General features: G+C 48.3%; 27 protein-coding genes and 2 tRNA genes. 9 read left to right on the forward strand and 20 right to left on the reverse strand.

Annotated elements, in window-relative coordinates:
* Positions 1–118: 118 nt before the first annotated feature.
* The 3 genes from smc to NEV57_RS01275 all read right to left on the reverse strand — a co-directional run bounded on the left by smc (position 119) and on the right by NEV57_RS01275 (position 5,325).
* Positions 119–3,664: a chromosome segregation protein SMC gene (smc, locus tag NEV57_RS01265; protein WP_257656472.1), complete on the reverse strand. Its 3,546-nt coding sequence runs from the start codon at positions 3,662–3,664 to the stop codon at positions 119–121.
* A gap of 72 nt (positions 3,665–3,736) precedes the next feature.
* Complete coding sequence (locus NEV57_RS01270; protein WP_257656473.1) at positions 3,737–4,330, reverse strand: DUF4202 domain-containing protein; 594 nt, start codon at positions 4,328–4,330, stop codon at positions 3,737–3,739.
* 101 nt (positions 4,331–4,431) lie between these two features.
* Positions 4,432–5,325, reverse strand: a complete 894-nt coding sequence (locus NEV57_RS01275; RefSeq protein ID WP_257657022.1) for a pirin family protein — start codon at positions 5,323–5,325, stop codon at positions 4,432–4,434.
* Positions 5,326–5,626: 301 nt separating this feature from the next.
* Between NEV57_RS01275 and NEV57_RS01280 the strand changes: the two genes are divergently transcribed.
* Positions 5,627–6,340: a 2OG-Fe(II) oxygenase gene (locus NEV57_RS01280; RefSeq protein WP_257656474.1), complete on the forward strand. Its 714-nt coding sequence runs from the start codon at positions 5,627–5,629 to the stop codon at positions 6,338–6,340.
* A 17-nt stretch (positions 6,341–6,357) separates the two neighbouring features.
* On the opposite strand, the gene NEV57_RS01285 is transcribed toward NEV57_RS01280, so the two are convergent.
* The 8 genes from NEV57_RS01285 to NEV57_RS01320 form a co-directional block, all read right to left on the reverse strand.
* Positions 6,358–7,212 carry a PIG-L deacetylase family protein gene (locus tag NEV57_RS01285; protein WP_257656475.1) on the reverse strand — a complete coding sequence of 285 codons (855 nt, stop codon included), beginning with the start codon at positions 7,210–7,212 and terminating at the stop codon, positions 6,358–6,360.
* Between the two features lie 102 nt (positions 7,213–7,314).
* Positions 7,315–7,755, reverse strand: a complete 441-nt coding sequence (locus NEV57_RS01290; protein ID WP_257656476.1) for a DUF1801 domain-containing protein — start codon at positions 7,753–7,755, stop codon at positions 7,315–7,317.
* Between the two features lie 31 nt (positions 7,756–7,786).
* Positions 7,787–8,290 (reverse strand): SRPBCC family protein, encoded by a 504-nt coding sequence (locus tag NEV57_RS01295; protein ID WP_257656477.1) that lies wholly within the window; start codon positions 8,288–8,290, stop codon positions 7,787–7,789.
* Position 8,291: 1 nt separating this feature from the next.
* Positions 8,292–8,798 carry an SRPBCC family protein gene (locus tag NEV57_RS01300; RefSeq protein ID WP_257656478.1) on the reverse strand — a complete coding sequence of 169 codons (507 nt, stop codon included), beginning with the start codon at positions 8,796–8,798 and terminating at the stop codon, positions 8,292–8,294.
* Between the two features lie 57 nt (positions 8,799–8,855).
* Positions 8,856–9,332 carry an SRPBCC family protein gene (locus NEV57_RS01305; protein ID WP_257656479.1) on the reverse strand — a complete coding sequence of 159 codons (477 nt, stop codon included), beginning with the start codon at positions 9,330–9,332 and terminating at the stop codon, positions 8,856–8,858.
* 86 nt (positions 9,333–9,418) lie between these two features.
* Positions 9,419–9,796, reverse strand: a complete 378-nt coding sequence (locus NEV57_RS01310) for a nuclear transport factor 2 family protein (protein WP_257656480.1) — start codon at positions 9,794–9,796, stop codon at positions 9,419–9,421.
* Between the two features lie 142 nt (positions 9,797–9,938).
* On the reverse strand, positions 9,939–10,514 hold the full coding sequence (locus NEV57_RS01315) for a dihydrofolate reductase family protein (protein ID WP_257656481.1): 576 nt from the start codon (positions 10,512–10,514) through the stop codon (positions 9,939–9,941).
* Positions 10,515–10,723: 209 nt separating this feature from the next.
* Complete coding sequence (locus NEV57_RS01320) at positions 10,724–11,068, reverse strand: winged helix-turn-helix transcriptional regulator (RefSeq protein WP_257656482.1); 345 nt, start codon at positions 11,066–11,068, stop codon at positions 10,724–10,726.
* 94 nt (positions 11,069–11,162) lie between these two features.
* On the opposite strand from NEV57_RS01320, the gene NEV57_RS01325 reads away from it, so the two are divergent.
* The 5 genes from NEV57_RS01325 (at position 11,163) to NEV57_RS01345 (ending at position 13,849) form a co-directional block, all read left to right on the forward strand.
* Positions 11,163–11,552 carry a DoxX family protein gene (locus NEV57_RS01325; protein ID WP_257656483.1) on the forward strand — a complete coding sequence of 130 codons (390 nt, stop codon included), beginning with the start codon at positions 11,163–11,165 and terminating at the stop codon, positions 11,550–11,552.
* The gene (locus NEV57_RS01330; RefSeq protein ID WP_257656484.1) at positions 11,549–12,433 is read left to right on the forward strand and encodes a pirin family protein; all 885 of its coding nucleotides are present in this window, start codon (positions 11,549–11,551) and stop codon (positions 12,431–12,433) included. Before NEV57_RS01325 ends, NEV57_RS01330 begins: the two co-directional genes overlap by 4 nt.
* Positions 12,434–12,530: 97 nt before the next feature.
* Positions 12,531–13,049 (forward strand): hypothetical protein, encoded by a 519-nt coding sequence (locus NEV57_RS01335; protein WP_257656485.1) that lies wholly within the window; start codon positions 12,531–12,533, stop codon positions 13,047–13,049.
* Between the two features lie 100 nt (positions 13,050–13,149).
* On the forward strand, positions 13,150–13,632 hold the full coding sequence (locus NEV57_RS01340; RefSeq protein WP_257657023.1) for a DUF488 domain-containing protein: 483 nt from the start codon (positions 13,150–13,152) through the stop codon (positions 13,630–13,632).
* Between the two features lie 4 nt (positions 13,633–13,636).
* Positions 13,637–13,849, forward strand: a complete 213-nt coding sequence (locus NEV57_RS01345; protein ID WP_257656486.1) for a hypervirulence associated TUDOR domain-containing protein — start codon at positions 13,637–13,639, stop codon at positions 13,847–13,849.
* Positions 13,850–14,022: 173 nt separating this feature from the next.
* Here NEV57_RS01345 and NEV57_RS01350 read toward each other — a convergent pair.
* Positions 14,023–14,113: transfer RNA gene (locus NEV57_RS01350), tRNA-Ser, on the reverse strand.
* Between the two features lie 136 nt (positions 14,114–14,249).
* On the opposite strand from NEV57_RS01350, the gene ispE reads away from it, so the two are divergent.
* On the forward strand, positions 14,250–15,053 hold the full coding sequence (gene ispE / locus NEV57_RS01355) for a 4-(cytidine 5'-diphospho)-2-C-methyl-D-erythritol kinase (RefSeq protein WP_257656487.1): 804 nt from the start codon (positions 14,250–14,252) through the stop codon (positions 15,051–15,053).
* A 16-nt stretch (positions 15,054–15,069) separates the two neighbouring features.
* Positions 15,070–15,591 (forward strand): YdeI/OmpD-associated family protein, encoded by a 522-nt coding sequence (locus NEV57_RS01360; protein WP_257656488.1) that lies wholly within the window; start codon positions 15,070–15,072, stop codon positions 15,589–15,591.
* Positions 15,592–15,695: 104 nt separating this feature from the next.
* On the opposite strand, the gene NEV57_RS01365 is transcribed toward NEV57_RS01360, so the two are convergent.
* From NEV57_RS01365 to pdxR, 6 genes are all read right to left on the reverse strand, one after another.
* A complete protein-coding gene (locus NEV57_RS01365; RefSeq protein WP_257656489.1) occupies positions 15,696–16,304 on the reverse strand; it encodes a hypothetical protein in 609 nt (202 codons plus the stop codon).
* Positions 16,305–16,344: 40 nt separating this feature from the next.
* Positions 16,345–18,672 (reverse strand): TonB-dependent receptor, encoded by a 2,328-nt coding sequence (locus NEV57_RS01370; protein WP_257656490.1) that lies wholly within the window; start codon positions 18,670–18,672, stop codon positions 16,345–16,347.
* Between the two features lie 104 nt (positions 18,673–18,776).
* The gene (xerD, locus tag NEV57_RS01375) at positions 18,777–19,670 is read right to left on the reverse strand and encodes a site-specific tyrosine recombinase XerD (protein WP_257656491.1); all 894 of its coding nucleotides are present in this window, start codon (positions 19,668–19,670) and stop codon (positions 18,777–18,779) included.
* A gap of 44 nt (positions 19,671–19,714) precedes the next feature.
* Complete coding sequence (locus NEV57_RS01380; RefSeq protein ID WP_257656492.1) at positions 19,715–20,305, reverse strand: riboflavin synthase; 591 nt, start codon at positions 20,303–20,305, stop codon at positions 19,715–19,717.
* 108 nt (positions 20,306–20,413) lie between these two features.
* The gene (locus tag NEV57_RS01385) at positions 20,414–22,282 is read right to left on the reverse strand and encodes a PQQ-dependent sugar dehydrogenase (protein ID WP_257656493.1); all 1,869 of its coding nucleotides are present in this window, start codon (positions 22,280–22,282) and stop codon (positions 20,414–20,416) included.
* A 137-nt stretch (positions 22,283–22,419) separates the two neighbouring features.
* Entirely contained in the window at positions 22,420–23,886 is a 1,467-nt protein-coding gene (gene pdxR / locus NEV57_RS01390) for a MocR-like pyridoxine biosynthesis transcription factor PdxR (protein ID WP_257656494.1), read from the reverse strand.
* An 89-nt stretch (positions 23,887–23,975) separates the two neighbouring features.
* Between pdxR and NEV57_RS01395 the strand changes: the two genes are divergently transcribed.
* The gene (locus NEV57_RS01395; RefSeq protein ID WP_257656495.1) at positions 23,976–24,422 is read left to right on the forward strand and encodes a GNAT family N-acetyltransferase; all 447 of its coding nucleotides are present in this window, start codon (positions 23,976–23,978) and stop codon (positions 24,420–24,422) included.
* A 44-nt stretch (positions 24,423–24,466) separates the two neighbouring features.
* Here NEV57_RS01395 and NEV57_RS01400 read toward each other — a convergent pair.
* Both NEV57_RS01400 and NEV57_RS01405 read right to left on the reverse strand, forming a co-directional pair.
* Positions 24,467–24,553, reverse strand: a tRNA-Ser gene (locus NEV57_RS01400).
* 120 nt (positions 24,554–24,673) lie between these two features.
* Entirely contained in the window at positions 24,674–26,803 is a 2,130-nt protein-coding gene (locus NEV57_RS01405) for an HD family phosphohydrolase (protein ID WP_257656496.1), read from the reverse strand.
* Positions 26,804–26,955 lie beyond the last annotated feature (152 nt).

Consider the following 26,955-nt stretch of genomic DNA (forward strand, 5'->3'; position numbering starts at 1 on the left):
GACGGCCGTGCAATGCCGTGACAGCCGGATAACGCATAGGGCTAATATAGCAAATGTGTTTCAAAGATCAGATCAACAATTTGTTAATGTATTTTTTGGCCGGCAATCCGGCCACTGTTTAGGCAACCTCGCGCATATCGACGGCAACAACCCGTGAAATGCCCTGTTCTACCATGGTAACCCCATAGATGATATCGGTACTGGCAATCGTCCGTTTGTTGTGTGATACAATGATAAACTGCGACTGTCCCGAAAATTCGCGGATGATGTTGTTGAATTTATCGATGTTCGTATCATCCAGCGGTGCATCCACCTCGTCAAAGATACAGAACGGCGCCGGTTTAAGTAAGTACAGGGAAAACAGCAGGGCAGTGGATGTCAAGGTCTTTTCGCCGCCCGAAAGCTGGTTAATGGATAGCGGGCGTTTGCCTTTTGGGCGTGCCATGATCTCAATATCCGATTCCAGGGGATTATCCGGTTCACTGAGGACCAGATCGCAGCTGTCTTCCTCATTGAATAATGAGCGGAATACAGTAATGAAATTTTCACGGACCCGGGTAAAGGCATCCATAAATTTCTCCCGGGCAATGTCGTCTATTTCCCGGATGGTTTCCAGCAGTGAATTCTTCGCATCCAGCAGATCCTGCTTTTCCTTGATAATAAATGTATGTCGCTCATTCATCTCCTGGTAGGCTTCCATCGCCATGGGGTTGATGCTGCCAAACTCATCCAGTTGCTTGCGGAGCTTCTCGGTTTTTTGTTTCAGTGTCTCTTCACCCTCCTCCATATCGGCGGGCGGTGCCTCCAGCAGATCCGCAATATCAATGGAAAACTCGATGGACAGCCGTTCTTTCAAGGCATTCAGTTCGAGTTTCAGGTTCGTTTTCTGGTCCCTCAGTTCATTGAACAAAAGATCAGTATTGTCTTTCTGCCGCCGCAGCTGGCTGATCAGGTCCTCCAGCTCGTTGATGCTGCCCCGTGACGCGTAATAATCCTCTTCCAGCTGCTGAAGCCCCTTTTCATAAGCATCTTTCTGGGCATACATGGCCAGCAGGTCATCATCTGAATCATCGACATGTTGCAGGGTGTCTTTGATCTGCAGCTGCACCTGTTCGTATTCCGCGCTGTTTTTGGTAATCCGGTCTTCGTATGTATCGTGCAGGGACTGGCGGTATTCGAGGTCTTTTAAGGTGCTGTTCACCTTATTCTGCTGCTGGTGGAAGCGGATATTTTCCTGGTTATAGGCAGTTGATTTTTCCGTTAGCCATTCCGATACTTCCTGGAATGCCTCCTGCAGGGCCTGCAATTCCGTGCGTTGGCCTTCCTGCTCGGATTTCTGCGTCTCCAGGCGGGGTTCGGCCCCGTGGAGCTCTTCGGCTATCGTTGCCAGTTTCTGTTCGATGTCCTGCTTCCGGTTCCGGCTGTTGGCAATAAATGCCTGGTACTGTTCTTGTTTTGTTTTTACCGAAACCAATTCATGGTCGAGCCTGTTGAGCTGCTGGCCCAACTCTTCGGCAAGCGCCTTTTTAGAGGAACCTTTCAGGTCTTCCATTTTTTTCGACGCTTCTTCAAGGGCTGCCTGGAGCGCGTCGATGTCACTGCCCAGGGATTTGATTTCCTTCGCCAGCGTTTCGAGATTTTTTGCCCGGCCGATGCGTTTTCCCTCAAAGAGGCCTACGGAGCCGCCGGACAGCCCCAGCTGGTTTTTGTTGAATTTGCCGCTTTTGTGCAACAGTACCCAATGGGCATCCGGCAGGGCGGTTTCCAGCGCCTGCTCGTCGCCGGCCTCGAGCATAAATACATTATGCAGCAATAAGCGGCATAACGGCAGGTATTGCGGTGCTACACTGATGATGTCGAGTGCGGGTACCAGTCCGGCCTGCGGAGCCGGGGAAGTAGCCGGTGCTGCGAGCTGGTCGATCGCGTCAAGGACAAAAAAATTGGCGCGTCCGCGTGTGGCGTCGCTGAGCAACCGGATAGCCTGTACAGCCTCGTCCTGCCGTTGTACCACGTAATGGTTCATGAAAGGCTCCAGGTAATTTTCAATGGCGATGCGGTATTCGGGTTTGCAGGAGAGTACATCCGAAAAGAGCGGGTAATTCTTTTTCCAGCCCGCGTTTTTCCGAAGGAAACGGATCGACTCCGGAAATCCCTCGAGATTATCCACCAGCGACTTGGTCAGGTTATATTCGTTTTGTTTGGCATCCAGCTGGCGATTGTTGCTGCTGAGCGTTTCTTTAATCGACTGGATCTGTGCCGCTGTACCATCCAGTTGTTGCTGGAGCTCCTCTTCAAACCGAATGGCAAGGTCATACGCTTGCTGCTGGCCTTCGATCCGTCCCTCAAGATCAGCCACCAGCGTGTTGAACTGGTTGAGCTCCGTCGCTTTTGATTCGGTATCGGCCACGTTGCGCAGGCTCTCCTGGGTCAGCGCGTCGCGCTGGATATGGAGCACGGCAATTTCCTTTTCCAGTTTGTAGATTTCATTCTGCGCTTCGGTATTTCTGCGGCTCTGTGCATCGAGTTTGTTTTTGGCCGTTTGCTGCTGGCCGCGCAGTTCCTCCACTTCGGCGCGCTGCTTTTCAAGTCCAGCCACAATACCGTCCAGCTTGTTCTGCTCTACGGCATGCTCTTCGTTGAGCCGCTTGATGTTATACAGGGCATGGTTAAGCTGCTGGCGATCCTGCGCCAGTTCATTGCTCAGCCGTGCTTCTTTATCCTGTAAGTTCCGGAGCTGCTCGTTTTTTACCTTTTTATCACTCTCATACGCCCGTATTTTAGCGACGTACTCGTTCGTGACTTTCTGCTGGATGGCCAGGTTCTTTTCCTTTGCCAGGCTTTCCTGCTTCTGTTGCTGGAGCAATGCCTCCTGCCGGCCGATTTCCGTGGTGATCCGCGTCTGGTCTGTCCGCTGCGTCAATTCCTGTGCCTCGAGCGTGGCGAGTGATTCGCTGAACCGGGCAATCCGGTGGGTGGCCAGTGCTACGCTCAATGCTTTGTACTGCTCCTTGATGCGGTAATACCGTTCTGTTTTTTTTGCCTGATTTTCGAGTGTTTTGAGGTTTTTCTCAATTTCGAAAAGGAGATCTTCCACCCGTTCGAGATCGTTTTCCGTATCGCGCAGCTTATTCAGCGTCTGCTTTTTCCGGACCTTGTATTTGGAAATGCCCGAAGCTTCCTCAAAAAGGTTACGTCTTGAGTTTTCCTTGTTATTGATGATTTCATCGATCATCTTCAGTTCGATGATCGAGTAGGTGTCGGCCCCGATGCCCGTATCCAGAAACAGGTCAGTGATGTCTTTCAACCGGCATTTGACATCGTTCAGCCGGTACTCGCTTTCCCCGGTTCGGTATAACTTGCGGGTAATTGTCACCTGGGAGAATTCAGTGGGGAGCACGTTGCGGGTATTATCGAACGACAGTGAAACCTCGGCCAGGTTGGCGGCCTTGCGGTTCTTGGTGCCATTGAAGATAATGTTCTCCATCTTTTCGGAGCGCAGCATGCGTGTGCTTTGCTCACCCAGTACCCACCGGATGGCATCCACCACATTGGACTTGCCACACCCGTTAGGCCCTACAATGGCGGTAACCCCAGCATTGAAGTGGATGGTGATTTTATCGCCGAAACTTTTAAAGCCTTTTATTTCGAGTTTGGTAAGCTGCATGCAACGTAATTATACTCCTCGCGAATTTAAGAATTTTGCTGAAGTTGCGGCGTTTTGTTCGGTGATGAAATGCTATAGTTGTGCCAACGCCGCTTCGACATGCTGTTTTCCTTGGACTGAATAGTCGAGCGCGAGGGCGTGGCGATGACCATCGGCGTCCATTTTTTTGAGTGATTTGCGGAGGATATCCACTATTTTGTCCGTGTGCCGGGGCCAGAAATCCTCGTATTGGAACTGCAGGAAGACCAGACACAGTGCGTTTTCCATGAGCTGTACCTCGTGGTCTGCTTTCAGTTTTATTTTACGGACGATTTGCTTTACCCGCTCAATGGTTTCGGTGGAATAGCCAATCGGCGCCAGCAGCTCCTCCGCTTTTTCGGCATGGTACAGGCTCAGTGCTTTTCGCCAGGTCAGGTATCCTTCCCGGTCCTGTGGGTAATCACCCCGGGGTATTTCCCACCGGCCGATGTGCTGGCACCGGGATGCAAGCAGCAACGCTTCGCTGGCATCGGGGTTTAATTTCAATATCCAGCCGTGGAGTTTAAGGGCAAGAAAATATTCCTGGGGATAGGTATTCCCTTCCCATGAAAAGGGATTGGGATCCTGTTTATTATACTGGTCAAATACCTGGAATGCGCGTTCCAGTTTTTCTGTTGATGATGTCATTTTTCACGTGTTGTCTAATGTCGGGGGATTAGCTTACCATAATAAAGCCCATGATCAATGGATATGGCTGTGTATGCAAACATACGAAATGGCGATTTATTTTACGTCCGGACCGTTCCCGGCAGGGGAACGTACTCCTGTTCGTCGCCGGGAACCAAAGGGAACGCATCGTGATGCTGGTTTTCCCAGTTCACTTTGGCTTCTTCAATCAACGCTTTATCCGAGTTTACAAAATTCCAGTATATGAAACGTTCCTCGTCGAAAGGTTCCCCGCCAAAAAGATAGACCGTTGTGTTCTCATTCATTTCGAAGGTGCAAAGGTTGGCCTCCTTGGCTATTAACAGCTGTTTTGAGCCATAGGGATTGCCTTCGATGTTTACCGTGCCCTCCAATACATACAATGCAGCCTCGCCATATAAATCCTTTCCGATCGTTAGTTTCCGCGCTGTTTTGGTCTTGATTTCAATAAAAAACAACCTGCTGTGAACGGGAACGGGGGATTTTCTTCCAAACGCTTCGCCGGCGATTAGTTTGTACTGTGTATCCTCTTCCTGCCAGACCGGGATGGCATCTGCCTCAATATGAAAGAAAGTGGGATCTTGTTGTTCGACCTGTTTTGGAAGGCCTACCCAGATCTGGAAACCATGGAGGTTCTTCTCCGTTTCCCTTAAATACTCCGGTGTTCTTTCCGAGTGTACGATGCCTTTTCCGGCGGTCATCCAGTTGACAGCTCCCGGGGCGATTTCCACCGCATTTCCGATACTGTCGCGGTGGAAAATAGCACCTTCAAGCAGGTACGTCAATGTAGAAAGTCCGATATGGGGATGAGGCGGGACGTCCAGGTTCTGGTAATCTTTCAATGCTGCAGGCCCCATGTGATCAATAAAAACAAAAGGTCCGACAGCTCTTTTCTGACGAAAGGGAAGCAGCCTGCCGACTAAAAAGTTTCCGATATCCGCCGCTTTTTCCTCAATGATCAATCCAATATTTGACATCATAACGTTATGCCCATTAACACTTTTTTTCAAAATAAACGTGTAGTAAATATATCGGATTCTATGGCAATATACAAGTGGATTCCTTCCGGTAGCATTATTTGTTATCTGATAATTTATGAAGATTAATATAATATATTTTAAATCAGTATATTATAATTTTAATAAAATCGTGAATATCCGATTGTACGCAATTGAATTTTGGATCAGCGGCATCCAGGCCACGTGATAGAAAACCGCAAATTTCGGATTTTATGCCGCCGGTAAGGGCGCTAATTTTACCCCTGATAAGCACATAATTATGGAGAACATAGCAATGCGGTTAGCCGCGAGGGACTGGCAGGCCATCACAACGGAACTGCATGATAAGGGTTTTGTTATCGTTCGGGATGTCCTGCACCGGGAGGAATGCGATGCGCTGATTGCGGCATACGGCGCTGACGGCATTTACCGCAAAACAATCAGCATGCAACGCTACCGGTTTGGCCGGGGGGAATACAAATATTTCCGGTATCCATTGCCCGGATTGATTACGGCATTACGGGAAAAGGTATATGCTGAAATTGCACCCGTTGCCAATCAATGGATGCAGGAGCTGCATATCGACAACATGTTCCCAGCTACACATCAGGAGATGAAAAAACGCTGCGAGGAATATGGGCAGCGGGAACCAACGGTTCTTATCCTAAAATACGGCGAAGGGGACTTCAATACATTGCATCGGGACCTTTACGGCGAGGTTTATTTTCCATTGCAGGCGGTCTTTATGCTTAACCAGGTGGGGAAAGACTATACCGGTGGTGAATTTGTGATAACCGAGCAAATACCCCGGGCACAGTCCAAGGCAAATGTATTGACACCTGACCGGGGTGATATGGTCATTTTTACCACTAATTTCCGCCCGGAGAATGGAAGTCGCGGTCACTATCGTGTACAGATGAAGCATGGTGTCAGTCCACTCCACAGCGGCAACCGGCACAGCCTTGGTATCCTATTCCATGACGGGCTTAGCTAACCAATGCCGTCCGTTGGTTACTTCCGGGGCAGCATGGGAAACAGTATGTGCATTTCGCTTTCCGTGAGCTGACGGCCGAATTCGGCTATTTCAAAGGCTTCGGCGTATTTGATGCCGGAAACGTCTGCTCCGTACCATTTCGTCAGCGCGGGCATATTGACGGCAGTCACACTGCTGAACGGGTAGGTGTTTTCGTAAATCAGCTTTTTCTGTTTTTCCGGATCTGCCCTTACCTCGTCTAATATCCCCATACCGTGGGGGATGGCATCATTGACCTGTGACCGCTGGGCAGCACAGGCTGCCAGCTTGGTTGGCCATACCGAGTCAATTCCAACAGCGAAATCAGGTATATAGGAAAAATTGATGGTATGGAAATCACGGATATAAACAAAAACAGGTGTTTTTTCCATTTGGAGGCGGGGTGCAGCATCCCGGACGATGTAGCCGGCGGTCATGTTATCGGTGTGGCCGCCTGCTGCCGGAAAATAGGTGAACACCACATCTGCATTCCAATCCTGGATGCTCTTGATTACTTTGTCCTGTACTTCTCTGGTGTTTTTCAGGTATTGGTCGTGGTAGTCGAGCACTTCATAGTCGCCAAGGGAGAGGATTTGCTTGGATTCCATGGCTTCCCCGTAACGCATTTTAGCCAGCGCGGCGGGTTCCATAGAATAGTGTCCCGCATCGCCGTTGGTTAAAGACATGAACTTGACCTGGTGTCCCATTTTGGTGTAAAGCGCGGTGATGCCGCCGGTATATATTTCCCCTTCGTCCGGGTGCGCGAAGATGACCATTACCTTCAGTTTTTGCTGGGCAAAGGCAAATGAGGTACATAGGATGGAAATTGTGATCAACTGAAGTAATCTGGTCATAATCGTTTATTTAAAGGTTTATCCTCAAAAATAACGATCTTTTCGGAAGATACATACAGCGCAAAATGCTTTTTCGCTGCGGCACTAACCGGTGGAACGGGTTTAAAATCCGGACGGAGTCAACGCGGCTGATGCGCTATCCCCGTTTTTTCCGAAACTTTTATCCAGTTCAATTGCCTCTTTTATCACGTCAGTTAAGGCGGGAATATCAATTTCTTCGACCGATTGAAAAACCTTGTAGAAAATCTGTTTGTTAGTGCCGTGCGTCAGGTAGTTATTTTTATCCTTCAGCTGGTTGCCATACCAAAAGCCGAACAACACCCCGCTTTTTATGCCGCTCCGGGGAACGGATGCGGGAAATATCAGGCAGATCGATCTGTTGCCGTAGAAGAACGGAACGTTGTAGGATAACTTCTCCTTTCCGTATCCGTTTAAGGTTTCTATGGTTATCTGACGTAAAATGTCTGTCAGCAAGGCTTCATCCTCGGGAAGAAACTCAAATAGTTCTACGGGTGAATGGAATTTTAACTGTGTTTTTGCCATTTGCTTTCAGATAGCCGTAAGACCGGTTTTTTTACTTTTTGAGGGTCGATAACAATTCATCCAACTGCTGGAAGTCTATCATCATGCCTTCTTTAAAACCCATCTCCATCTCCTTTTCAAGGTCGGTAAGCGTATCGTATGTCAGCAGCATATCCACGCGGACGTTATGATCTCCCGGGGTAAACCTATTTTCCCATAAATTCTGGGGAAATGCCGGATTGATCTTGCCGTTTTCATCACTGAAACCTCCTTTTGAGGAGAAGGATTTTTCCTTTGCAATAGAAATGAAATTGGTTTTGCTCCAATGTTTTTCGCCTTCCGGACTTACCATTGCGTAGAGCCAGGAGCCGCCTTCACGGAAATCCATGGTCTTCGTTTCGGCCTTCCAGGGTTTGGGGCCCCACCATTGGTCGAGCAATTCCGGGGTCGTCCACGCCCGCCATACCAATGCAAGGCCGGCATCAAATTCACGCGCGATGTGAAGCGTCTTGTTTTCTTTGTTGACGATGAAGTCAACTAATAGCTTGCTGCTCATTTTAGTTGTTTTTTAGTGTGGATAATAGCCTATCAAGATTTTTAAGGTGTGACGAAAATCCTTTTTTGTGGCTGTCTGTTGCCATCCGTTCAAACATTTCGGGACTCCGGTATTTTTCGGTCATCGTTACCCGTGTTTTGCCATTTGTTTCGCTGAACGTAATGGTGCATTCGGTAGGTAGGAAAGCTGGACTTATCCTTCCGTTTTCGTCACTGAATGCCCGCAATTCCGTAATGCTTTTTTGAAGTTCAATTTTTTTGTAGTCATACCTGCTCCAGTGTTTATTCCCTTCGGGACTTACCAATGCATAATGCCAGAAACCGCCTTCGCGGAAATCCAATGCCTTTGTTTCTGTTCTGAAAGGGTTTGGAGCGCACCACTGGTCGAGTATTTCAGCTGTTGTCCATGCCTGCCATACCAATTCGGCGTCAGCATCAAATTCACGTGCGATGCGAATGATCTTGTTTTCCCTGTCTACGGAAAAATCAAATAAGGTATTGCTATCCATGCCTTCTGTTTTTTAATTCTTGCCAATAATTGCCTGACTGATAAACGGGATCAGCAGCTATTGTCCGTGGTTGTTTATTTCTTTTGGAAACTTGTCACCAATTAAATTCAGTTTTAGGTTATGTTCCAGGTAGGCTTTCATTCCGTCCAAAACTGTTGTAAAGCCGCCAGTGTTGTCTTTTATGGCTTGTATTAAATCGTCACCTGTTTCTTTGAAGCCGTAATTTTTGATAACAACATAAGTCGTATCGTCCGTCAGCGGTGTAAACTCAAAATCGACGGTTACGTCCGGCGTATTGTCCCATTCAATGGATATCTTCCTGTTCGGAATGATATCCTTTACGAATACGTTCGTTGAAACGTTGTACATTTCCCATTCCCAGGTGATTGTTTTGCCTACCTCCAGTTGTCCGCTTGATTTTGTAAACCAGAAATTAGTCGTGATTGCAGGGTCAATAAATGCCTGGAAAACTGTTGTAACAGGTTTTCTGATCAGCATCTGCGCCTCTACCGTTGGGATTTTTGTTGCTGCCATTTTTGCTTTGTTTTAATTGAATTTTATCGCCGTTCCGCCAATCCGGTCTCCATGGAAAATCAATCACGCTGGTTCACGACAAGACGCTATGGTAACTGCATAAAACTTGCGCCGATTACTTTCAGTGTGCCATCAATGCGTTTCCAAACCCTGAAATAACGGAATTGCCCTTCCAATGGTGCTCCCGACACTTTTCCCTTCGCCGTCATCGTGACAATGGAAAGTGCGGTTTCGCCTGTTATTTTAATAGCGTCGATTGCGGTTGAAGCTTCTTCAATGACCATTGTTTTTGTGCGATGTGAGTCGAGGTCCATTTCCTTGGTTACGATCTGTCCTGTCGGTGCGACCGCAATTAAATCATCGTACAATAACTGGTCAAGCATGTCGACATTGCTGATTCGTTGAGCCGAAAAAAGCTTGTTTTCCGCTTCAGTGACTTCTTCTTTGGTGATTGGTTTTTCCATATGTTGTTTCTTCAATACATTCCGCTCCTGTTTAAATACAAATTTCAGCAATAAAGGTTGGACGGTTACGGCGTAAATGCGACAATCTTACGGGCCGATTATGACAAACATGGACAGTGGAAGGCGAGGCGGACGGCTCCTTTCAGCTGCCGGGCTCATAGGTATGCAGCATGGTACCTTCGGAAAACGTTTTGCTCCCGGTAAGTTTTAAGGGAAACAGCTTATTACGTTCAGGAAATAGCCGGTATCCCTTCCCGATAGCCACCGGGGCGACGACCAGTTGTATTTCATCAAACAGGTTGGCTTGCAGTAATGACTGAGCGAGATGCAGGCTCCCCCACATGATCATGTTTTTACCGCTGCCTTTCTTCAGGGACCGGATATAGGTAATGGCATCATCCGCTACCAGGGAAATATTTCCGTGGCTTCCCCAGGCTACTTCCTTCAGCGAGCTGGAAAATACGATCTTGGGGATGCTGTTCATGGCGGTGGTTATTTTCGGATCTTCACCGGTGGCCGTTGGCCAGAATCCGGCAAATAGCTGATAGGTATTAGTGCCCATCAGGATCAGGTCTATGCTGTCGATCAGCGACCCCTGATTAGCGTCCACATCCTTTTCCAGGATATTATAGGTGCCGTCAAAGAATCCTGTTGTCTTATCACGGTCAGCGCAGAATCCGTCAACGGACATAAACGCCTGTAAAATAAGTTTTCTCATAACGTATGCTTGTTGTACTTATTAAGTGTTCCTACACAAAATTAGCCATAAGCGGAAGGATGTGCGTAGTGCAAAAATGACAACCTGAGGGGGGACCTAGGACAATCGGGAAGACAATGGATTGCCGATGGGGGTGTTGCCGGCTTTTCAACACCGGCAAGCAGATGCTTCACCTGCTGTTTTGGATAAACCGGAATATTGTCAACGGATCAGCTACCCGAAACAATCCGTCGCCGGTGTTCATAACCCCATTTTTCCATTGCGGACAGCACTTCGCCCAGGGTGTCACTGTATTCGGTCAGTCCATATTGGACTGTTACCGGTTTGGTATTGCATACTTCGCGGCTGACCAGGCCGTTCAGCTCCAGCTCCTGCAGTTCTTTCGAAAGGATACGGGGTGAAATGCCCGCTTCCCTGGATAATTCGTTGAATCCTTTTTTTCCGCTTCGCAGAACGGAGATCAGTACCAGCTTCCATTTTCCGCCTACAACATCCAGTGTATCCCGGATGGCGAGTTTGGCTTTGGCGCAGCTTTCTACCGTGTGGGTTTGCATATACTATTCTTTTTGTTATTACTATCCTTTATGTAACAGATAACAAATGTATAGTATTTATCCGGAAATTTGCTCCGTAAATAAAAATTAAATTATGTCACAGAAAGCAATCAAAATCACCGGATGGGCACTGACCATCATATTGGGGCTGTTCCTGGCGATGAGCGCCCTAATGAAAATTATGCAGAACGACACCGCTGTGGCCCAGGCTTCGTCATTTGGAATTGATGCAGCGGTTTATCGGTTTATTGGGATCCTCGAAATCACCTCGTTGATTTTGTTCCTTATCCCGAGGACGGGTGTTCTGGGGACCCTGTTACTGGCTGCTTACCTGGGCGGGGCCATTGTAACGCACCTGCAACACCACGAACCGGTCATCATGGCGGTCATTTTTCAGGCCGTATTGTGGATTACAGCCGTGATCCGTTTCCCCGAATTGAAACAAAGACTTTTATTGGTAAACAGTAAGACAATAAAACAATGACACGACGAAGCATAGCAAAGATTACCCGGAACCATTGGCACAACGGCTTCCTGGGTGCCGGCCACAAAGCAATGGCCGTACTGGACGGAACCAGCTTTAAGGAATCCGACCCTTTCATCTTATTCATGGACGACAGCCTGAATCTTCCGGGAGGTAAACCCGTGGGCGGCCCCCATCCCCATGCAGGATTTGAGACCCTGACTCTGGTGCTGGAAGGCAATGGAAAAGACTGGGAAACCGGCAGTTTTGAACTGATGACCGCAGGGAAAGGCATCATACATACGGAGGAGATCACATCGAAGCAGCAATTGCGCATCCTGCAGGTATGGCTGGTGCTGCCACCGGAAGAACGGTGGGCACCGCCGCGGTTGCAGCGGATACTGCTTGAGGATGTCCCGAAAATCAGGACAGCTGATTATGAAGTCCGGGTTTATAGCGGAACCAGCAACGGACTGGCCTCGCCGCTCAAAAACCACACGCCCTTTACCCTGGTGGATTTCAGGCTGAACAGGAATGCTGAAATACACCAGGAAATACCGGCGCATTACAACGGGCTGGTATACGTGCTGAAGGGGAGTATCGTGGTAGGCGACAAAATGATTAAAGCCGAAGAGGCAGGCTGGCTGTCCCCATCCGGAGAAACCGGCGAAATGCTGTTCCGCGCTTTGGAAGACGATACACGGTTTGTGTTGTATGCCGGTCAGCCGCACAACGTTCCCGTCATTCATCACGGCCCGTTCGTTGCCGATTCAACGGAAGATATTGCCGGGCTGTACCGGGAATTCCGCGGCGGTGCGTTTCCCCACCTGAATGAGCTGCCCACGGAATGGAAAGTAAACTACCGGATTGTAGATGGTCTGCATATTGGATTCAATTTCTGATGAACCAGCCAATAATGTATATTTGAATGCTGCTGATGTTTCAGGAGGAATCCCTGGGATGACGTCACTAGTGATCAACAGGGATAATAAACGGATTATGACCATTGAACAGATTTTCCAGGACAAATCAGTAAAGGCAAAAGCAAAGGTGGCAATTATCGGCGAATGGCTGCTAAACCGAGAGTTGCCTTTAGACGAGTTATTGGCATATGCCGGACAGCAAAAAGCTACGGATAAGGCTACCTGCATAGAAGCCGTGGAGTATGCCACCAAAAAGACGCCGGCTATTGCAGATGAAAACCTGCTCGCCTATGTGACGGAAGCATTGAAAGATGATGAGCCAAGGGTAAAATGGGAACGTGCAAAGGTAATCGGCAATATTGCCGGGCTATTCCGGGACGGACTGGGTGAATCTATCGCCGGCCTCTTATCAAATGCTGTGCATAAGGGAACGGTTGTCCGTTGGGCAACGGCTTATGCGCTGGCTGAAATACTGAAATTGAAGACAGTGAATAACGATAACTTACTACCTAAGGTTGAAGCACTTTGTGAAAAGGAAGAAGACAACGGTGTCAAGAAAAAATACCTTGACGCATTGAAAAAGGTGAAGAAATGAAATGTTTGCAGGATGAGAAAGTTCAAATAGCAAATTGAATACGCGCGGTAAAAATACCATCTATACCATAGGCCATTCCACACATAGTTTAGGTGATTTTTTGGCTATGCTTCAATCTTTCGATATTAAGACGCTGGCTGATGTTAGAAGGTTTCCGGGCTCCCTGAAGTTTCCGCAGTTTGATCAGGAGAATTTAGCAGTATCATTGCGGGAAAACAACATCAGGTACATGCCCATGAAAAATTTGGGCGGCAGAAGGAAAGTACACAAAGATTCTAAAAATACCCGCTGGCGAAATGCTTCTTTTCGTGGTTATGCAGATTATATGGAAACCGGGGAATTCGTACAGGGTGTTGAAGCGTTAGCAGCCATCGCATTGGAATGGCCAGCTGCGTACATGTGTGCCGAGGCGGTGTGGTGGCGTTGCCATCGTGCGCTGATATCTGATTACCTGAAAGCAAAAGGGTGGACGGTACTTCATATTATGGACGTGGGTAAAGCGGAAGAACATTCCTATACGTCGCCTGCAACCGTGATTGGCGACCGGGTGTCCTATGCGGATGAAGATTTGTTTAACCAATAAAATAATGATGGCAGCGAAATTTAAAATAGGTGACAAAGTAAGCTGGAATTCTGAAGCAGGAAAAGTCTCGGGTACAATAATTAAAGTGCATACAAAAGACTTCGATTATAAAGGGTATACACACCACGCCACAGCAGCCGACCCGCAATATGAAATAAAAAGCAATAAAACAGACCATATCGCTGCACATAAAGGTGCCGCACTGACTAAAATTTGATTAGAAATAATTCCAATGCTGTTCGATCCGTAAATGTAACCCATAGGTGCTGATAACGAGAAGGACATCTGTTTTTTTGTTATGCAGGTACGTTGGAAAAAATGCTGAACCGGCTATAGTTGCCACTTCGCTGAAAACGACAAAGCCCCGCTATTGCGGGGCTTAACTGCAGTTGGCGGAGAGGGAGGGATTCGAACCCTCGATACGCTCAACACGTATACACACTTTCCAGGCGTGCTCATTCGACCACTCTGACACCTCTCCAGACGGGCTGCAAAAATAAGCGATTATTTCAGGAATTCAAATGAAATATTGGCCCATTTGCGAAAAGCGCTAAAAGTGATGGCACGATATGCAGGTTGCATTTGTAAAATAGGTGATTTATTCCTATTTCTGTAGCATGATTGCGTTTGCGAATGCGAAGATAAATATCGGGCTGCAGGTGGTTAGCCGGAGAGAAGACGGTTACCATAATCTGGAAACAATCTTTTATCCCCTGAATTTATACGATGTCGTCGAGGTGGTAGAAGCATCCGAGGTACAGTTTTCGCTCTCGGGAATACCGATTCCGGCGAGCGTGGGAGAGAATCTTTGTTTACAGGCTTACCGCTTGTTGGCCAGTGATTTTAAATTGCCTCCGGTGCACATCTACCTGCATAAGGTAATTCCGATCGGTGCGGGACTGGGAGGGGGGTCGGCCGATGCGGCTTTCTTGTTGAAACTGCTGAACGACCAATTCCAATTGCAGCTCGATGAGCCCCGGTTGATGGGGTATGCACGAAGGCTCGGAGCCGACTGTCCTTTTTTCATCCGTAATAGGCCTTCCTTCGCAACAGGGATTGGTGATGTGCTTGATGACATTGCTGTCGATCTTTCCGCGTATCATATCGTCGTGGTAAAGCCCCATATTCATATTGCCACAGAAACCGCTTATCGCATGGTTACTCCCGATCCGGCCGGCCGGCAGCTAAGGTCGGCGATAGCACATCCTGTTGCGTCCTGGAAGGATATGATTTTTAACGATTTTGAAGCGGGTATTTTTTCAAAACACCCCGAAATCGCTGCCATAAAGGAAATGCTTTACGGGTACGGTGCGCTATTTGCTTCCATGAGCGGAAGTGGTTCCGCTGTTTACGGGATATTCTCCGAAAAGGTATCGATACCGGCGTCAGCTAAACAATATGACGTTTTTCAGCTTGATTGAATAATATCGAACGGATATGGTTGATTTCAGTGCAATAATATTACGGTTTGAACAGAAGGGCGAAAAATCGGGATGGTCATATATTGAGCTGCCGGCTGCATTAGTGCAACGGATAAAACCCCATGAAAAACGAAGTTTCCGTGTCCGGGGTACCATAGATGACCAACTGTTTGCCGGTATGGCGCTGGTCCCGATGGGAGAAGGCGATTTTATTTTGCCTATCAATGGCAAGATGCGCCGGCAATTGAAGAAACAGCATGGGGATGTACTGCAGCTGTCGCTGGAGGAAGATGTCGATTTTAAGATCGAAATGCCGGAGGACCTGGAAGTCTGCCTGCTGCAGGAAGATGACGCGCTGATGAACCGTTTTATGTCGCTGGCCAAATCGCGCCGGAATTACTTTATCAATTACATCAATGAGGCCAAGACGCTGCCGACACGGACAAAACGCCTGGCAATGACCGTGGAGGCCATGGCTATGGGACTTGATTTCGGTGCAATGATCCGCCTTGAAAAGTCGAGAAGGAACGGGGAATAATAGTTTGGCGGACTTTAAATAAAAAGCTGACCCCGGGACCGGATGAAACATCCGTTCGGGGTCAGCTATGTATAAATGCGATACCCGGCGATTAGCTGAAGATCTTAGTGATCATCGCCATGACCGGCGACTACGGGGTGCAGTTCAAACTTCAGGTCGAGGTCATTCGCGCCACCGAACCGGTTGTAGCCGGTGTTATTCCAGTCTGCCGCGGTGATACCAGCCTTGACACCTTCATTAAGGTGGCGTACAATGAAATTAAAGGTAAATCCATCGGACGCCTTTAGTACATGGATATATCCAGTTACCCCGACACGCGCATTATCCGGATCGGCGTAAACGTAATCGAGTACGCCGTCAGGGGCTCCCAATATGAACACCTGGTGCCGGTCGGCATCATTTAGAAACTCCTGTTGCATTTCCCGGTTCGCAAAATCATAAGCGGTCAGTGTCAGCCGGTATGTTTTGCCCTCCTCAACGTGCGCATGTGCACCTACCGGTGGCAGTCCCTTGTCGTCAAAAGTAATTTCGATGGGTTCGACACCCGTGACGACTTCGCCGTTTTCACCCGTTACTTCCACAAAGGTAAGTTTAGCTCCGTTCACCTCTTCCTGCGGAATTTCCGGTTGCGGGTCGTCCTTGCTGCACGCATTAATGCCCAACGTTCCGAGGGCCAAAAGGGCAATAATGATCGTTTTTCTGTTGTTTTTCATAGGTAAGCAGTTAAAAAGTATAGCTAATATGATTTATTCTTTAAAAAAAGTAGGCCAGCTTCAGGCTCGTATTGCGTCCCATGTCATGACTGAAATACCGGAATCGGTTCATGTATTCTTTATAGGAACTGTTCAGTAAGTTGGTTACGGATAGCGTAAGGTCCAATGCATGTTTTCCCACATTTATGCGGGTCCCTCCATAAGCCGACAGCAACTGATAAGCGGGAGGGGGAGGTGCATAATCTGTGCCCGGTTCATAACGGGTTTGACGCCGCACTACGCGGTGTCCCAACTTGATGTAACTATTGGTAAATTGGCCATGGACCGGTATTTCCCACCGGATATAATGATCGAGCCGGTCCGACGGAATATAAGGTAAGTACGTGTCCTGTTCCACATCCCGTGCCCGGATAATGGAGGCATCCAGTTGATAAGAAAGTCCCAAAGGAAAGCGATACTGGGCGGAGAGATCGGCTCCGAGAAATGTAGCATTCGTCTGTCCATACCGGAACACCGGAAACGTGCCCCGGATGCTCTGGATATATTCTCCTGCGGAGGGCTGGGCGTAGATATAATGGTTAATGTATTGGGCATATAGATCGAGGCTAAACGAAAAATGTTCCCCGGCATAAGATGGAGTGGTAATCCATTTGAAGCTACGTTCGCTGAGCAAATTCGGATCGCCGATCTCGTACAGTGCCGCACCATGGTGCAAACCATTGCTGTATAATTCATTGGCATTTGGTGATCGCCATGCCAATCCGACATTGCTGTGCAATTGCCAGCCGTTACCCATCTTCAAAACGCCACCTAATGTTCCGCTGACATTATGAAATTGCCGATAACCGCCATAGAATTCAAGGTCGCTGTCGTAGCCCGCCGCATCAAATGTTTTAAAGTCGTACCGCACTCCGGCCTCCAGTTCATACCGTTCGCGGATGAACCGCTGGATTGCAAACAGCCCGGTAGAAAAACTGTCGTAATTCGGGATTAATGGTGTATTCAATGTTCCGGGAACATTATTATTCACCTGGAGGGAAAGATTGGTGCCAAATTGGCTTTGCCATCCTTTTCTTTGTGCCATCCGGTAGCTGGCATCCAGGGTTTGCGTGGTCAGTACCATATCCAGCATGGGTAGCGCGTCGCGGTCGCCGCGCCTGAGGTCGTATTCCTGCCGGTGATTCCGCTGGATGCCGTACTGAATGTCCAACGAGCCACCATTGACGTGATCGCGGTGCCATTTGAGCTTTCCGAGATCATGAACAACCGCCTGCCGCGGTGCAGCGATCGCATAGCTGAACGGATAATCCTCAAATGGGCGTCCGGCTTCCAGCCGCGCTTCAATATCCTCCATGCTTCCGATATGCGCACTAGTCAATATTCCCAATGAGGTTTGAAAACGGCTGTAATAAGCCTCCAGTGAGGTTCTTCCTCTTGAGTATTGTAATGCCGCCGATACATTGGCTTCGCCCACACCGGTATTGCCCAGGTAATAGTCGGCCGTCTGAATGTTACCACCCCGCTTGACAGTGCCCTGAAGGCGCCAGCTTAATCCCTTTATTTGTTTAATTGCCGATTGAAGCATGCCGGATACAACGCCCATCCGGCCATTGGTCTGATAAAGTGTGTGGATTTCACCTGATAAGTGCGGATCTACGGGAAGGGGGGGAGGTGAGGCAATAATGACCCCGCCAATGGCATCGGCTCCGTAACGAACGCCTTCCGCGCCCTTGATCACCTCAAAATCCTTTGCGATAAATGGGTCGATTTCGGGGGCATGCTCGCTACCCCATTGCTGGCCTTCCTGGCGGATGCCGTTATTGAGTACCAGGATCCGGTTGCTATGCATGCCATTGATAACTGGTTTTGAAATTGTACTGCCGGTTTGCAGCATGCTTACACCGGGGAGCACCCCAAGGTATTCCGCGAGGTTACCACCGCGGGCTTCGGCAATGGACTCACGTGAAAGGGCCTTTACCGGATTGGCGGTGATGACACTTCTTCCATGTCCAACAACCTCCACATCATGTAGTTTAATGGTGCCGTGCTGGAGCGCAATGTTCAACCGGGTATCGCTTTGGGGTGTCAGTTGCATCGCTGCGCTTTCGAATCCGACACTGCTCGCGGTAACCTGATAGCTGGTGCCGCTGCACAGGTGTGAAAAATGAAAATAGCCATGGGCATCGGAAATGGCCTGCAGCTCGCCCGGATCAACCTGTACGGTCACTTCCGATAGGGGCAATCCCGTGTCACTGTCGGTGACGCGGCCATTGACAGTTAACGTGCAGCCCTTGTGCTGGGCATAAACCAAGGAGCAAATGGCTGAAAACAATAGCGCAGTAATCCCTTTCCGTATGTATAGCGGCATATTTTTTTATGTATGAGGTATGGAAAGTACATGCCTTTCCCTAACAGGTGGTAAAAATACAATTTTGTTGCATTAATAAACAAATTAAATGCAACAAAATTTCATTATGATCGTGGATGGTATTGGGTGATAACCGATTGCAGGTACTCTCGGTCGACATGTGTGTAAATCTCGGTGGTTGTGATGCTTTCGTGCCCGAGCATGTCCTGCACCGCACGAAGGTCGGCGCCGCCTTCAACCAGGTGACTGGCAAACGAGTGCCGGAAAGTGTGCGGACTGATCTGCTTTGTCAGACCTGTTTTTTTTGCCAGTTCCTTGATGATTAAAAAAATCATTACGCGGGTCAGGGGAGCTCCGCGTCGATTGAGGAAGACAAAATCCGTATTTTCCGGTTTAATGGACTGGTGTACCCGCACTTCTTCCAAGTACATCCGGAGGTGTTTGACAGCCTGGGAGCCAATCGGAATCAAGCGTTCCTTGCTGCCTTTGCCCATTACTTTGATGAATTCCACATCGAGGAATAGATTGGAAACTTTAAGTCCGGTTAATTCACTGACCCGCAAACCGCAGCCGTACAATAATTCGAGCATGGCCCGGTTACGCATGCCCGCTGGTGTGGATCGGTCGATGGCGGATAGCAAGGCGTCAATCTCCGTAATATTCAGTACATCCGGTATTTTTCGCCCCAGCCGTGGTGCCTGGATAAGTGCTGTGGGATTTTGGATCAGCCCCAGCTCAATACTGAGAAAAAGGTAAAAGGTTTTAATGCCGGAAAGGATCCGGGCCTGGGTATAGGCCGATATCCCAAACCCATTAATCCATTCAAGAAACGCCTGGATGTCTTTTGCGGTGATATCGGCAGGTAAAATCGCAGGGGTTTCGGCATATTGTCTTAATTTATGCACATCGCTCAGATAGGCCTCTATCGTATTTTGCGATAAGGCACGCTCCAATTGCAGGTATTCCTTAAATGCGTGTATTGAGGTTTCCCAGTCCATGGTGAGTCAATGTGCTGATGGCGATATGATTGGCTATGGGTAGCTTAGCTCCGTAGTGCCAGGATACGTGCCACATATTTGCCGATGATATCGAATTCAATATTTACGGCATCACCGGTTTTAATTTGCTGCATGTTGGTATGTTCATAGGTATAGGGAATGATTGCGACTGAAAAGCGATCGGCCAGCGAGTCAACCACGGTCAGACTGATGCCATTAACGGTTACCGAACCTTTTTCCACGGTCAGGTTATTCGTCTCCGGTTTATACCGAAACGTATATACCCAGCTTCCGTTTTGCGGTTCAACGGAAAGACATTGTGCAACCTGATCCACATGGCCCTGCACAATGTGCCCGTCCAGACGTCCGTTTACGGGTGTACAGCGTTCGAGGTTGACGCGATCGCCGATAGCGAGGTCAGCGAGATTGGTCCGCTTCAGGGTTTCCTCGATCGCCGTAACGGTATGCACGCCCGGCGACAGGCTGACAACAGTCAGGCATGCGCCATTGTGTGATATACTTTGGTCGATCTTCAGTTCGTCGGATATGGACGACGCAATGTGTATATGTAGGTTTCCGCGATCTTTTCGCAAATCCGTGACCGTTCCCAGTGTTTCAATGATTCCAGTAAACATAAATGTGTCCTAATTGATAAGCAAAGGTACGCTACCCGACGCTATATAACAACAGCAGCCGGGGATTGCCCGGCTGCCATTACACATTTGAATCAGGTGTGGGGATAGTTATTTCCCACCCTGTTTTCGCACAGCGGCAACTTCTTCCGCTGTAATCGGACCGGAGTCATTGCCGAAATTCCCGCGGATGTACGTTAATACCTCCGCTACCTGATCGTCGTTCAGGAAACTGCCGTGGGCAGGCATTGCCTCATTATACGACACACCTTTAACGGTGATCGGACCGGTAAGCCCGTTCAGAATAACACTGATCAGCCGCGTCTTGTCGCCGCTGACCCATTCAGATTCTGCGATGGGGGGGAAGCGGCTTCCGTCGCCCATTCCGTTGGACTGGTGGCATGCTCTGCAGTATGTTGTATACACAACAGACGCCGTTGCTGCAACATTGCGTTCAAGGTCGTCGGCAACCGGATCGGGAGTCTTAATGTTGGACGCCGTAAGTTTCCGTTCTGCCATTCCCGCCAGCTGTGCTTCTCCAAAGGCTTTTTTGTCGCCCTTGAACATAATCCGCCAGATTTTACCTTTCTGACTGTCGCTTACATACAGCGATCCGTCGGAACCTTCTGAAAGGCCCATGGGACGGTGATCGGCGTCGGGAGCGGTGGGGATTGTGTCAAGTCCGCTGAAACCGTCTGCGAATACTTCCCAGGGACCGGTTACCTTGCCGTCTTTCATGGGTACGAAAGCAACAATATAGCCTGCCTGTGGGTAAGGCGGACGATTAGTTGAACCATGGAAAGCAATGAAAGCGCCGTCTTTGTAACGGGCAGGAAACTGATCGCCTTTATAAAACAACAGGTCCTGGGGAGCAAAGTGACCCGGAAAGCCGACAAGCGGTGCGTCCAGTTTTGCACCATTGCCTTCCTTTACACCGTCGCCGCCGTATTCTGGGTTCAGTTTTCTTTTGTTTTCGATCTGGTCGTAATAGTAATAGGGCCAGCCACCGTCAAATCCCTGCGGTACCTTGAAAAATTCTTCCGCCGGGAGCATCGCACTCTGCCAGTAGTTGTAATATTGGGGCCAGGTAACCACCAGGTCGTCACGACCATGCACCGCAGAATAAAGGGAATTTGACGTTTCATCCCATTCCAGTGCAACGATGCTTCGCATCCCTGTAGCGTACCTTACACCATCAGACTGGTGCTGGTTCAGTTTGTTTTCGTCAAACATCCAAACGCCGCCATGGTCAACTAAAAGCGGACAGCCATTGTCGGGATTGTCTACTTCTCCCATGCCCATGGATCCAGCTACGCGGTTATACTCCTGGCAGGTGTTGGATCCGGCGCCCCAGCCAACGTACATATTGCCTTTGCCGTCGAATGTTACCGGCTTGGTAATGTGTTCGTGGGGTGGGCCGTCATCAATCACGACGGTGTCGACCTTGCCATCGGGGAGCAGGGTTCCCGGAATCAGCTTGCTACGCAACACCAGCAGCTCGGAGCTGTAGTATAGGTATCCGTTGTGAATACGCATGGCTGTTCCGTATTGGCGGCTTTCGTATTTTGCCCAATAAGCCACGCTGTCTACGCGGCCGTCTCCGTCGGTGTCGCGAAGGGCGGCATTGGCCTCGCCATCGGGAGTGCTGACCCGGAGTTTAACATAAATGTCGCCATTATCATTGACCGCGATATGCCGTGATCCATAATAATTGCTTCTTGGCTTTTGGCGCGTAGGCTTTCCCTGATTACTCCTGACAGGCATGGGCCGGTTGGGATCACGTGGGGGGCGTCTTCCGGACCAGCCCTGGTTATTATTTTCAGGCATCGGGCCACCGCCGATGCTGTCGATAACGACCATGGCCTCAAAGCCACCGGGTAAAAATAAACCGCCGTTGTCCTTATCGGACGCAGGCAGGTTCGAGCTGTTTTGACACCCTGCGAGGAAGCAAACGCCCAGAATTGCGAGATAAAATCTCATTATGGCATTGTTCTGCATTGTAATTTAGTGTGTAGTTATAATAATAGTTGAAAATTTGGCCCGATTCTATTAAAAACAAACTGAATTCCGAAACTGTATCTTAAATTTTACTTACCCGTTACGGCCGGATGCTCCCATTAAAAAAGCCGTTCTGGTTTTGTTAATCGTGTTTCCAGTGCGTCAACAGCCTGTGCCAATGCGGTTTCATCCATAGATGCGAAACCAAACCTGAAGGCATTCCGGTCGGCATCCCATCGGATAATTTTAAAGGGGGCATTTGTGATAAATTGGGTAATGGGAAAATCAGGGTTTAGTTTTATCCAGATTGCCATGCCACCAGTAGGCAGCGTGTAGGAAACGTATTTGCTTAACTTTTCTTTCAACAGTGTATCCAGAAAATCACGCCGTTGATGATAACGTTTCTTTGCTTTTTTCAGGTGTCTTTTCAGCTCGCCCTCTTTTATTAACAGGGCCAGCGCATTTTGCATATACCCATCGCCGCCGACATCGATGATTTTCCGCAGGGCGGTGCATTGCGTAATAAAATTCGCTGGGGCAACCATGAAACCAATCCGTAGTGAAGGATCCAATATCTTGGAAAAGGAACCGATATAAATTACGTTTCCGCTGTGGCTGCCACTCGCCAGCGGCAGATAGGGTGAAGAAGAGTAGTGGTAATCGTAATCGTAATCATCCTCAATAATGGCGAATGCATATTGTTTGGAGAGTTCCAGCAATTTCACCCGCCTTTCTACGCTTAGTGTTACGGTTGTTGGGTAGTGGTGATGTGGAATCACGTATACGGCATCAATTTTTTTTCGTTTGCATATTGTTTCAATGGCATCCGTGTCAATGCCCTTGTCATCCACATTTACCTCAATGATGGATGCGCCGGTTTCTTCAAATGTTTTATCGGCAACGGGGTAATTGGGCCTACCCACAATGATGGCAGATGAATCGCCTAAAAGCAACCGGGCAGCTAGGTAAATACTCATCTGTGCACCGTGTGTAATCAAAAGGTTGTCAACGGAAAGGTTTATTCCCCGTGTTACCGACAGGTAGCTGACCAGCTCTTCTCTTAATTTCAGTGTCCCCTGTGTCGTTCCGATGCTTGCATTTTTTATGGTATGCTTTCTGGAAGTAAACGAACGGTAAGTTTTCAATAAATCAGCTATTGGGGAAAGACGCACATCCGGGTATCCATCATCGATAATGAGGTCGGCATACGAAATGGCATTTTCATCAACCGGATGTGTTTCTACGACCCTAAATGGCACATTCAAATTGTGCAAATAGGGTGTCTGTATGCCGGTGTCGGGGTCACTCCATTTTTGCGGTTTTAGCAACGGGATATGTTCCGATACGGCAATGTGTTTTCTTGGTACGACCGTAATCCAGTCCTGCGCTTCCAGTTCCTCATAACCCGCAATCACGGTCTTGCGGTGTACACCTAGGGTCTTTGCCAGTTCACGGCTGCTTGGTAAATGCATTCCGGCTTGCAAAGTGCCGTCCCTGATCGCATTGATTATTGAAATAGCAATCTGCCTGTAAACAGGAATCTTGCTTTCTTTCGTGATAACGATGATGTGTTCGTATGGTAACAAGCTGGACTACCTTTTATATTAGATTTGGACTACAAAGGTAGTCCTATTAAGCCATAATTTTACCGGCATAACCAAAACATTTTAACGCCATGGATTACAAAATCAAGAAAGCGGGACTGGAAGACTTAGACACCGTAGCCGGATTATTCAATCGTTACCGGATTTTTTACCGGCAGCCGGATGACTACAAAAAATGCAGCGCATTTATACAGGAACGCTTAGCCAACAAACAGTCGCATATCTTCCTTGCTTATGTGCAGGATGAGGCGGTCGGATTTGTACAGCTGTACGAACTCTATCATTATATCAAACTAAAAAAGCAATGGCTGTTGAGCGATTTGTTTGTTCATCCCGACCATCGGGGTAAGGGGCTTTCCGTGGCATTGATAGACCGCAGCAAGCAATGGTGTGAAGAGACGGGGGCCTGCGGACTGATGCTTGAAACCGAAAAGACAAACGACATCGGCAACAAGCTGTATCCGCGTTGCGGGTTTGTGTATGACGGGTTACACAATTATTACTATTGGTGGAAATAAGGAGGAAACAAAAATACCCCGACTTGCGGGGTATTTTTGTTTAGCGGTGAGGGAGGGATTCGAACCCTCGGTACCGTTTCCAGTACGACAGTTTAGCAAACTGTTCCTTTCGGCCTCTCAGGCACCTCACCGGCTTTTTTAGAGACTGCAAACCTAATATAAAAAAACGAATTAAGAAAATTGAATACGAAAAAATGGATTTCCCTTTTTATCACCCGTCTTTTGTGATTTTATTATTGATTTACAGCGTATTAAGCAATTCCGTCCTGTGGTTTCAGACTGACGGTTTCCTTTTTGTTACCTTCGTAATCGATGCGTACGTGATAAATACTTTTAAGCATCTCCTTGAATATTTCGCTGATTTCCGTGATATCCTTTAACGTAATATTGCTGTTGATCAATTGCTTCTGAGCCAATTTGGATTCAATAATTTTATCTACCAGATCATTGATGTTCTGTGCGTTAGGTTCCTTAAGGCTTCGGGACGCGGCTTCCACGGAATCGGCCATCATGAGCACGGCTGTTTCGCGGGAAAAAGGGATGGGACCCGGATAATGGAAGATGTCCTCATCAACAAACTTTTCCGGAAATGATTTAATGTAAGACTGATAGAAATAATCGACCCGGGTGGTGCCGTGATGTGTACGGATAAAATCGATAATCACCTCCGGCAGCTGATTTTTTCTAGCCATTTCCACACCTTTGCTTACGTGTGAAATAATAATCTGTGCACTCTGTTCGAACGAAAGTCCATCATGGGGATTGTAACCCTTGGTCTGGTTTTCAATGAAATATTGCGGGTTGGCCATCTTGCCGATATCATGATAAAGTGCACCTGCCCTTACCAACAGCGTATTGCCGCCAATCTTATAGATAGCGGCTTCCGCCAGGTTGGCTACCTGCAGCGAGTGCTGAAAGGTACCCGGCGCTTTATACGACAATTCACGGAGCAGTTTCGAATTGCTGTTGGTGAGCTCCATGAGCGTTACATCCGAAATAATACCAAATACCCGTTCAAAAGCATAAATAAGCGGATAGGCCAGCAGGGTAAGCAATACACTGAATACAAACGGAGCGATATTCGACCAGTAAATATTATTGAATGACCCGTCGCGCATCAGTGCCATGCCGAGATAAGCGGTCAGGTAGGTCCCGAGAATGATTGCCGAAGAGATGAGAAACTGTTCTCTTTTCACCAGCGTCTTGATGCTGTAAATGGCTACCATGCCTGTAGACAGCTGAAGGAATACAAATTCAAAGCTGTTGGGGACAAAAAAAGCGGCAAGCAGCACCATCAGCAGGTGAATGTTCAGGGCCAGCCGGGTATCGAAGAGTATGCGGATGATGATGGGAACAATACAATACGGGATATAATAGAGGCTGGGCAATTTGATTTTAATGGCCCAGGACAGCGCCAGCAACATGCCTGTTATAGCAATCAGGATTAGGAAAATTAGCCGGTTATTGTGGTAAATATCCTTCCTGAACAAATAGATAAATACGAAGAGCAAAGAAACCACCAGGCCAACGAGGAAAAACTGACCCAGCACCACCAGTGTCCAGTTCCCGCCGATACGTGCTTCCTCTTCATAGGCTTTTCGCAGGGACTCGATTTTCTGATAGACTTCGTTATTAATGGTTGTACCATTGGCCACGATCAACTCGCCGCGTTGTACCATGCCCCGTGTGGTTGAGATATTTGCCAAGGCATCTTCCTCCAGCCGTGCCGTAAGCGGTTCGTTAAACAGGTAATTCAGGGTAATGTAGTTGCTGACGGCATCAACCAGCCAGTCCTTATGCCCGATAGCCGACCGGTTGCCGATCGTTTTGCGGGCGTATTCCATCGCCGTTTCCACGGTAAACACTTCGGCGGTATTGCGCTGGGTGGCTACGTTATCCGTAAGTAGCGTAAAATTATAATTGGGACGGTCGCTCTGAAATTTGTTGTTCAGCGCAATGACCCCGCGTTTATAAATGTCCGAAAGCAACTGCCTGCCCACCTGTTCGTAAGTCGCCATGTTTTCATCCAGGGTATCGAGTCCGGCTGTCTGCCATCGTTCCGGAAGCGCCGTTTCGAACTGGGCAAGCTGCTGCTCGGCCACCTGGGTGTTTTGATTATAGATTGGATAAATGGACTTCAGGATGTTTTCGCGGTCTTTATCCAGTTCCGACTGTGTTTTGAGAATAGAGAAATTGTAAGGCGAAACCAGGTCTTCGTGCATCCACACCTTACCCTTCTCAAATTCATAGCGGAAACGTGGCTGTTTGGGCAGAAACATCGTGATCAGCACCACGCTGGCCAGCATCATTCCATACCGGAACACCGGCGCATATTTTCCACCTTTATAACCCGACTTATACTTTATTTTTAATCGTGCCACTGCGTTATATTTAACTCAAACCTAAGTAAAAAATCCCAATTCCCCTGTCTCATCCGGGCGCTTGGCATACAAATGTACAAAAACGGTGCATATCAGGCCGATCGTTTTCCGGCCGGATTTCACGATATCATCAATGAAACTTAACAATAAGT

This window comes from Parapedobacter lycopersici, from assembly GCF_024643285.1.
GTDB classification, from domain to species: Bacteria; Bacteroidota; Bacteroidia; order Sphingobacteriales; family Sphingobacteriaceae; genus Parapedobacter; species Parapedobacter lycopersici.

Coding starts and splice junctions, on each gene's coding strand:
- NEV57_RS01290 (WP_257656476.1), bottom strand. CDS start 7,755: ATGGCAAAAACACAGTTAAAATTCCATTCACCCGTAGAACTATTTGAG.
- NEV57_RS01280 (WP_257656474.1), top strand. CDS start 5,627: ATGGAGAACATAGCAATGCGGTTAGCCGCGAGGGACTGGCAGGCCATC.
- NEV57_RS01360 (WP_257656488.1), top strand. CDS start 15,070: ATGGTTGATTTCAGTGCAATAATATTACGGTTTGAACAGAAGGGCGAA.
- NEV57_RS01320 (WP_257656482.1), bottom strand. CDS start 11,068: ATGCAAACCCACACGGTAGAAAGCTGCGCCAAAGCCAAACTCGCCATC.
- smc (WP_257656472.1), bottom strand. CDS start 3,664: ATGCAGCTTACCAAACTCGAAATAAAAGGCTTTAAAAGTTTCGGCGAT.
- NEV57_RS01310 (WP_257656480.1), bottom strand. CDS start 9,796: ATGGAAAAACCAATCACCAAAGAAGAAGTCACTGAAGCGGAAAACAAG.
- NEV57_RS01345 (WP_257656486.1), top strand. CDS start 13,637: ATGATGGCAGCGAAATTTAAAATAGGTGACAAAGTAAGCTGGAATTCT.
- ispE (WP_257656487.1), top strand. CDS start 14,250: ATGATTGCGTTTGCGAATGCGAAGATAAATATCGGGCTGCAGGTGGTT.
- NEV57_RS01270 (WP_257656473.1), bottom strand. CDS start 4,330: ATGACATCATCAACAGAAAAACTGGAACGCGCATTCCAGGTATTTGAC.
- NEV57_RS01275 (WP_257657022.1), bottom strand. CDS start 5,325: ATGTCAAATATTGGATTGATCATTGAGGAAAAAGCGGCGGATATCGGA.
- NEV57_RS01365 (WP_257656489.1), bottom strand. CDS start 16,304: ATGAAAAACAACAGAAAAACGATCATTATTGCCCTTTTGGCCCTCGGA.
- NEV57_RS01315 (WP_257656481.1), bottom strand. CDS start 10,514: ATGAGAAAACTTATTTTACAGGCGTTTATGTCCGTTGACGGATTCTGC.
- NEV57_RS01370 (WP_257656490.1), bottom strand. CDS start 18,672: ATGCCGCTATACATACGGAAAGGGATTACTGCGCTATTGTTTTCAGCC.
- NEV57_RS01380 (WP_257656492.1), bottom strand. CDS start 20,305: ATGTTTACTGGAATCATTGAAACACTGGGAACGGTCACGGATTTGCGA.
- NEV57_RS01285 (WP_257656475.1), bottom strand. CDS start 7,212: ATGACCAGATTACTTCAGTTGATCACAATTTCCATCCTATGTACCTCA.
- NEV57_RS01335 (WP_257656485.1), top strand. CDS start 12,531: ATGACCATTGAACAGATTTTCCAGGACAAATCAGTAAAGGCAAAAGCA.
- NEV57_RS01295 (WP_257656477.1), bottom strand. CDS start 8,290: ATGAGCAGCAAGCTATTAGTTGACTTCATCGTCAACAAAGAAAACAAG.
- NEV57_RS01330 (WP_257656484.1), top strand. CDS start 11,549: ATGACACGACGAAGCATAGCAAAGATTACCCGGAACCATTGGCACAAC.
- xerD (WP_257656491.1), bottom strand. CDS start 19,670: ATGGACTGGGAAACCTCAATACACGCATTTAAGGAATACCTGCAATTG.
- NEV57_RS01300 (WP_257656478.1), bottom strand. CDS start 8,798: ATGGATAGCAATACCTTATTTGATTTTTCCGTAGACAGGGAAAACAAG.
- NEV57_RS01395 (WP_257656495.1), top strand. CDS start 23,976: ATGGATTACAAAATCAAGAAAGCGGGACTGGAAGACTTAGACACCGTA.
- NEV57_RS01325 (WP_257656483.1), top strand. CDS start 11,163: ATGTCACAGAAAGCAATCAAAATCACCGGATGGGCACTGACCATCATA.
- NEV57_RS01305 (WP_257656479.1), bottom strand. CDS start 9,332: ATGGCAGCAACAAAAATCCCAACGGTAGAGGCGCAGATGCTGATCAGA.
- NEV57_RS01385 (WP_257656493.1), bottom strand. CDS start 22,282: ATGAGATTTTATCTCGCAATTCTGGGCGTTTGCTTCCTCGCAGGGTGT.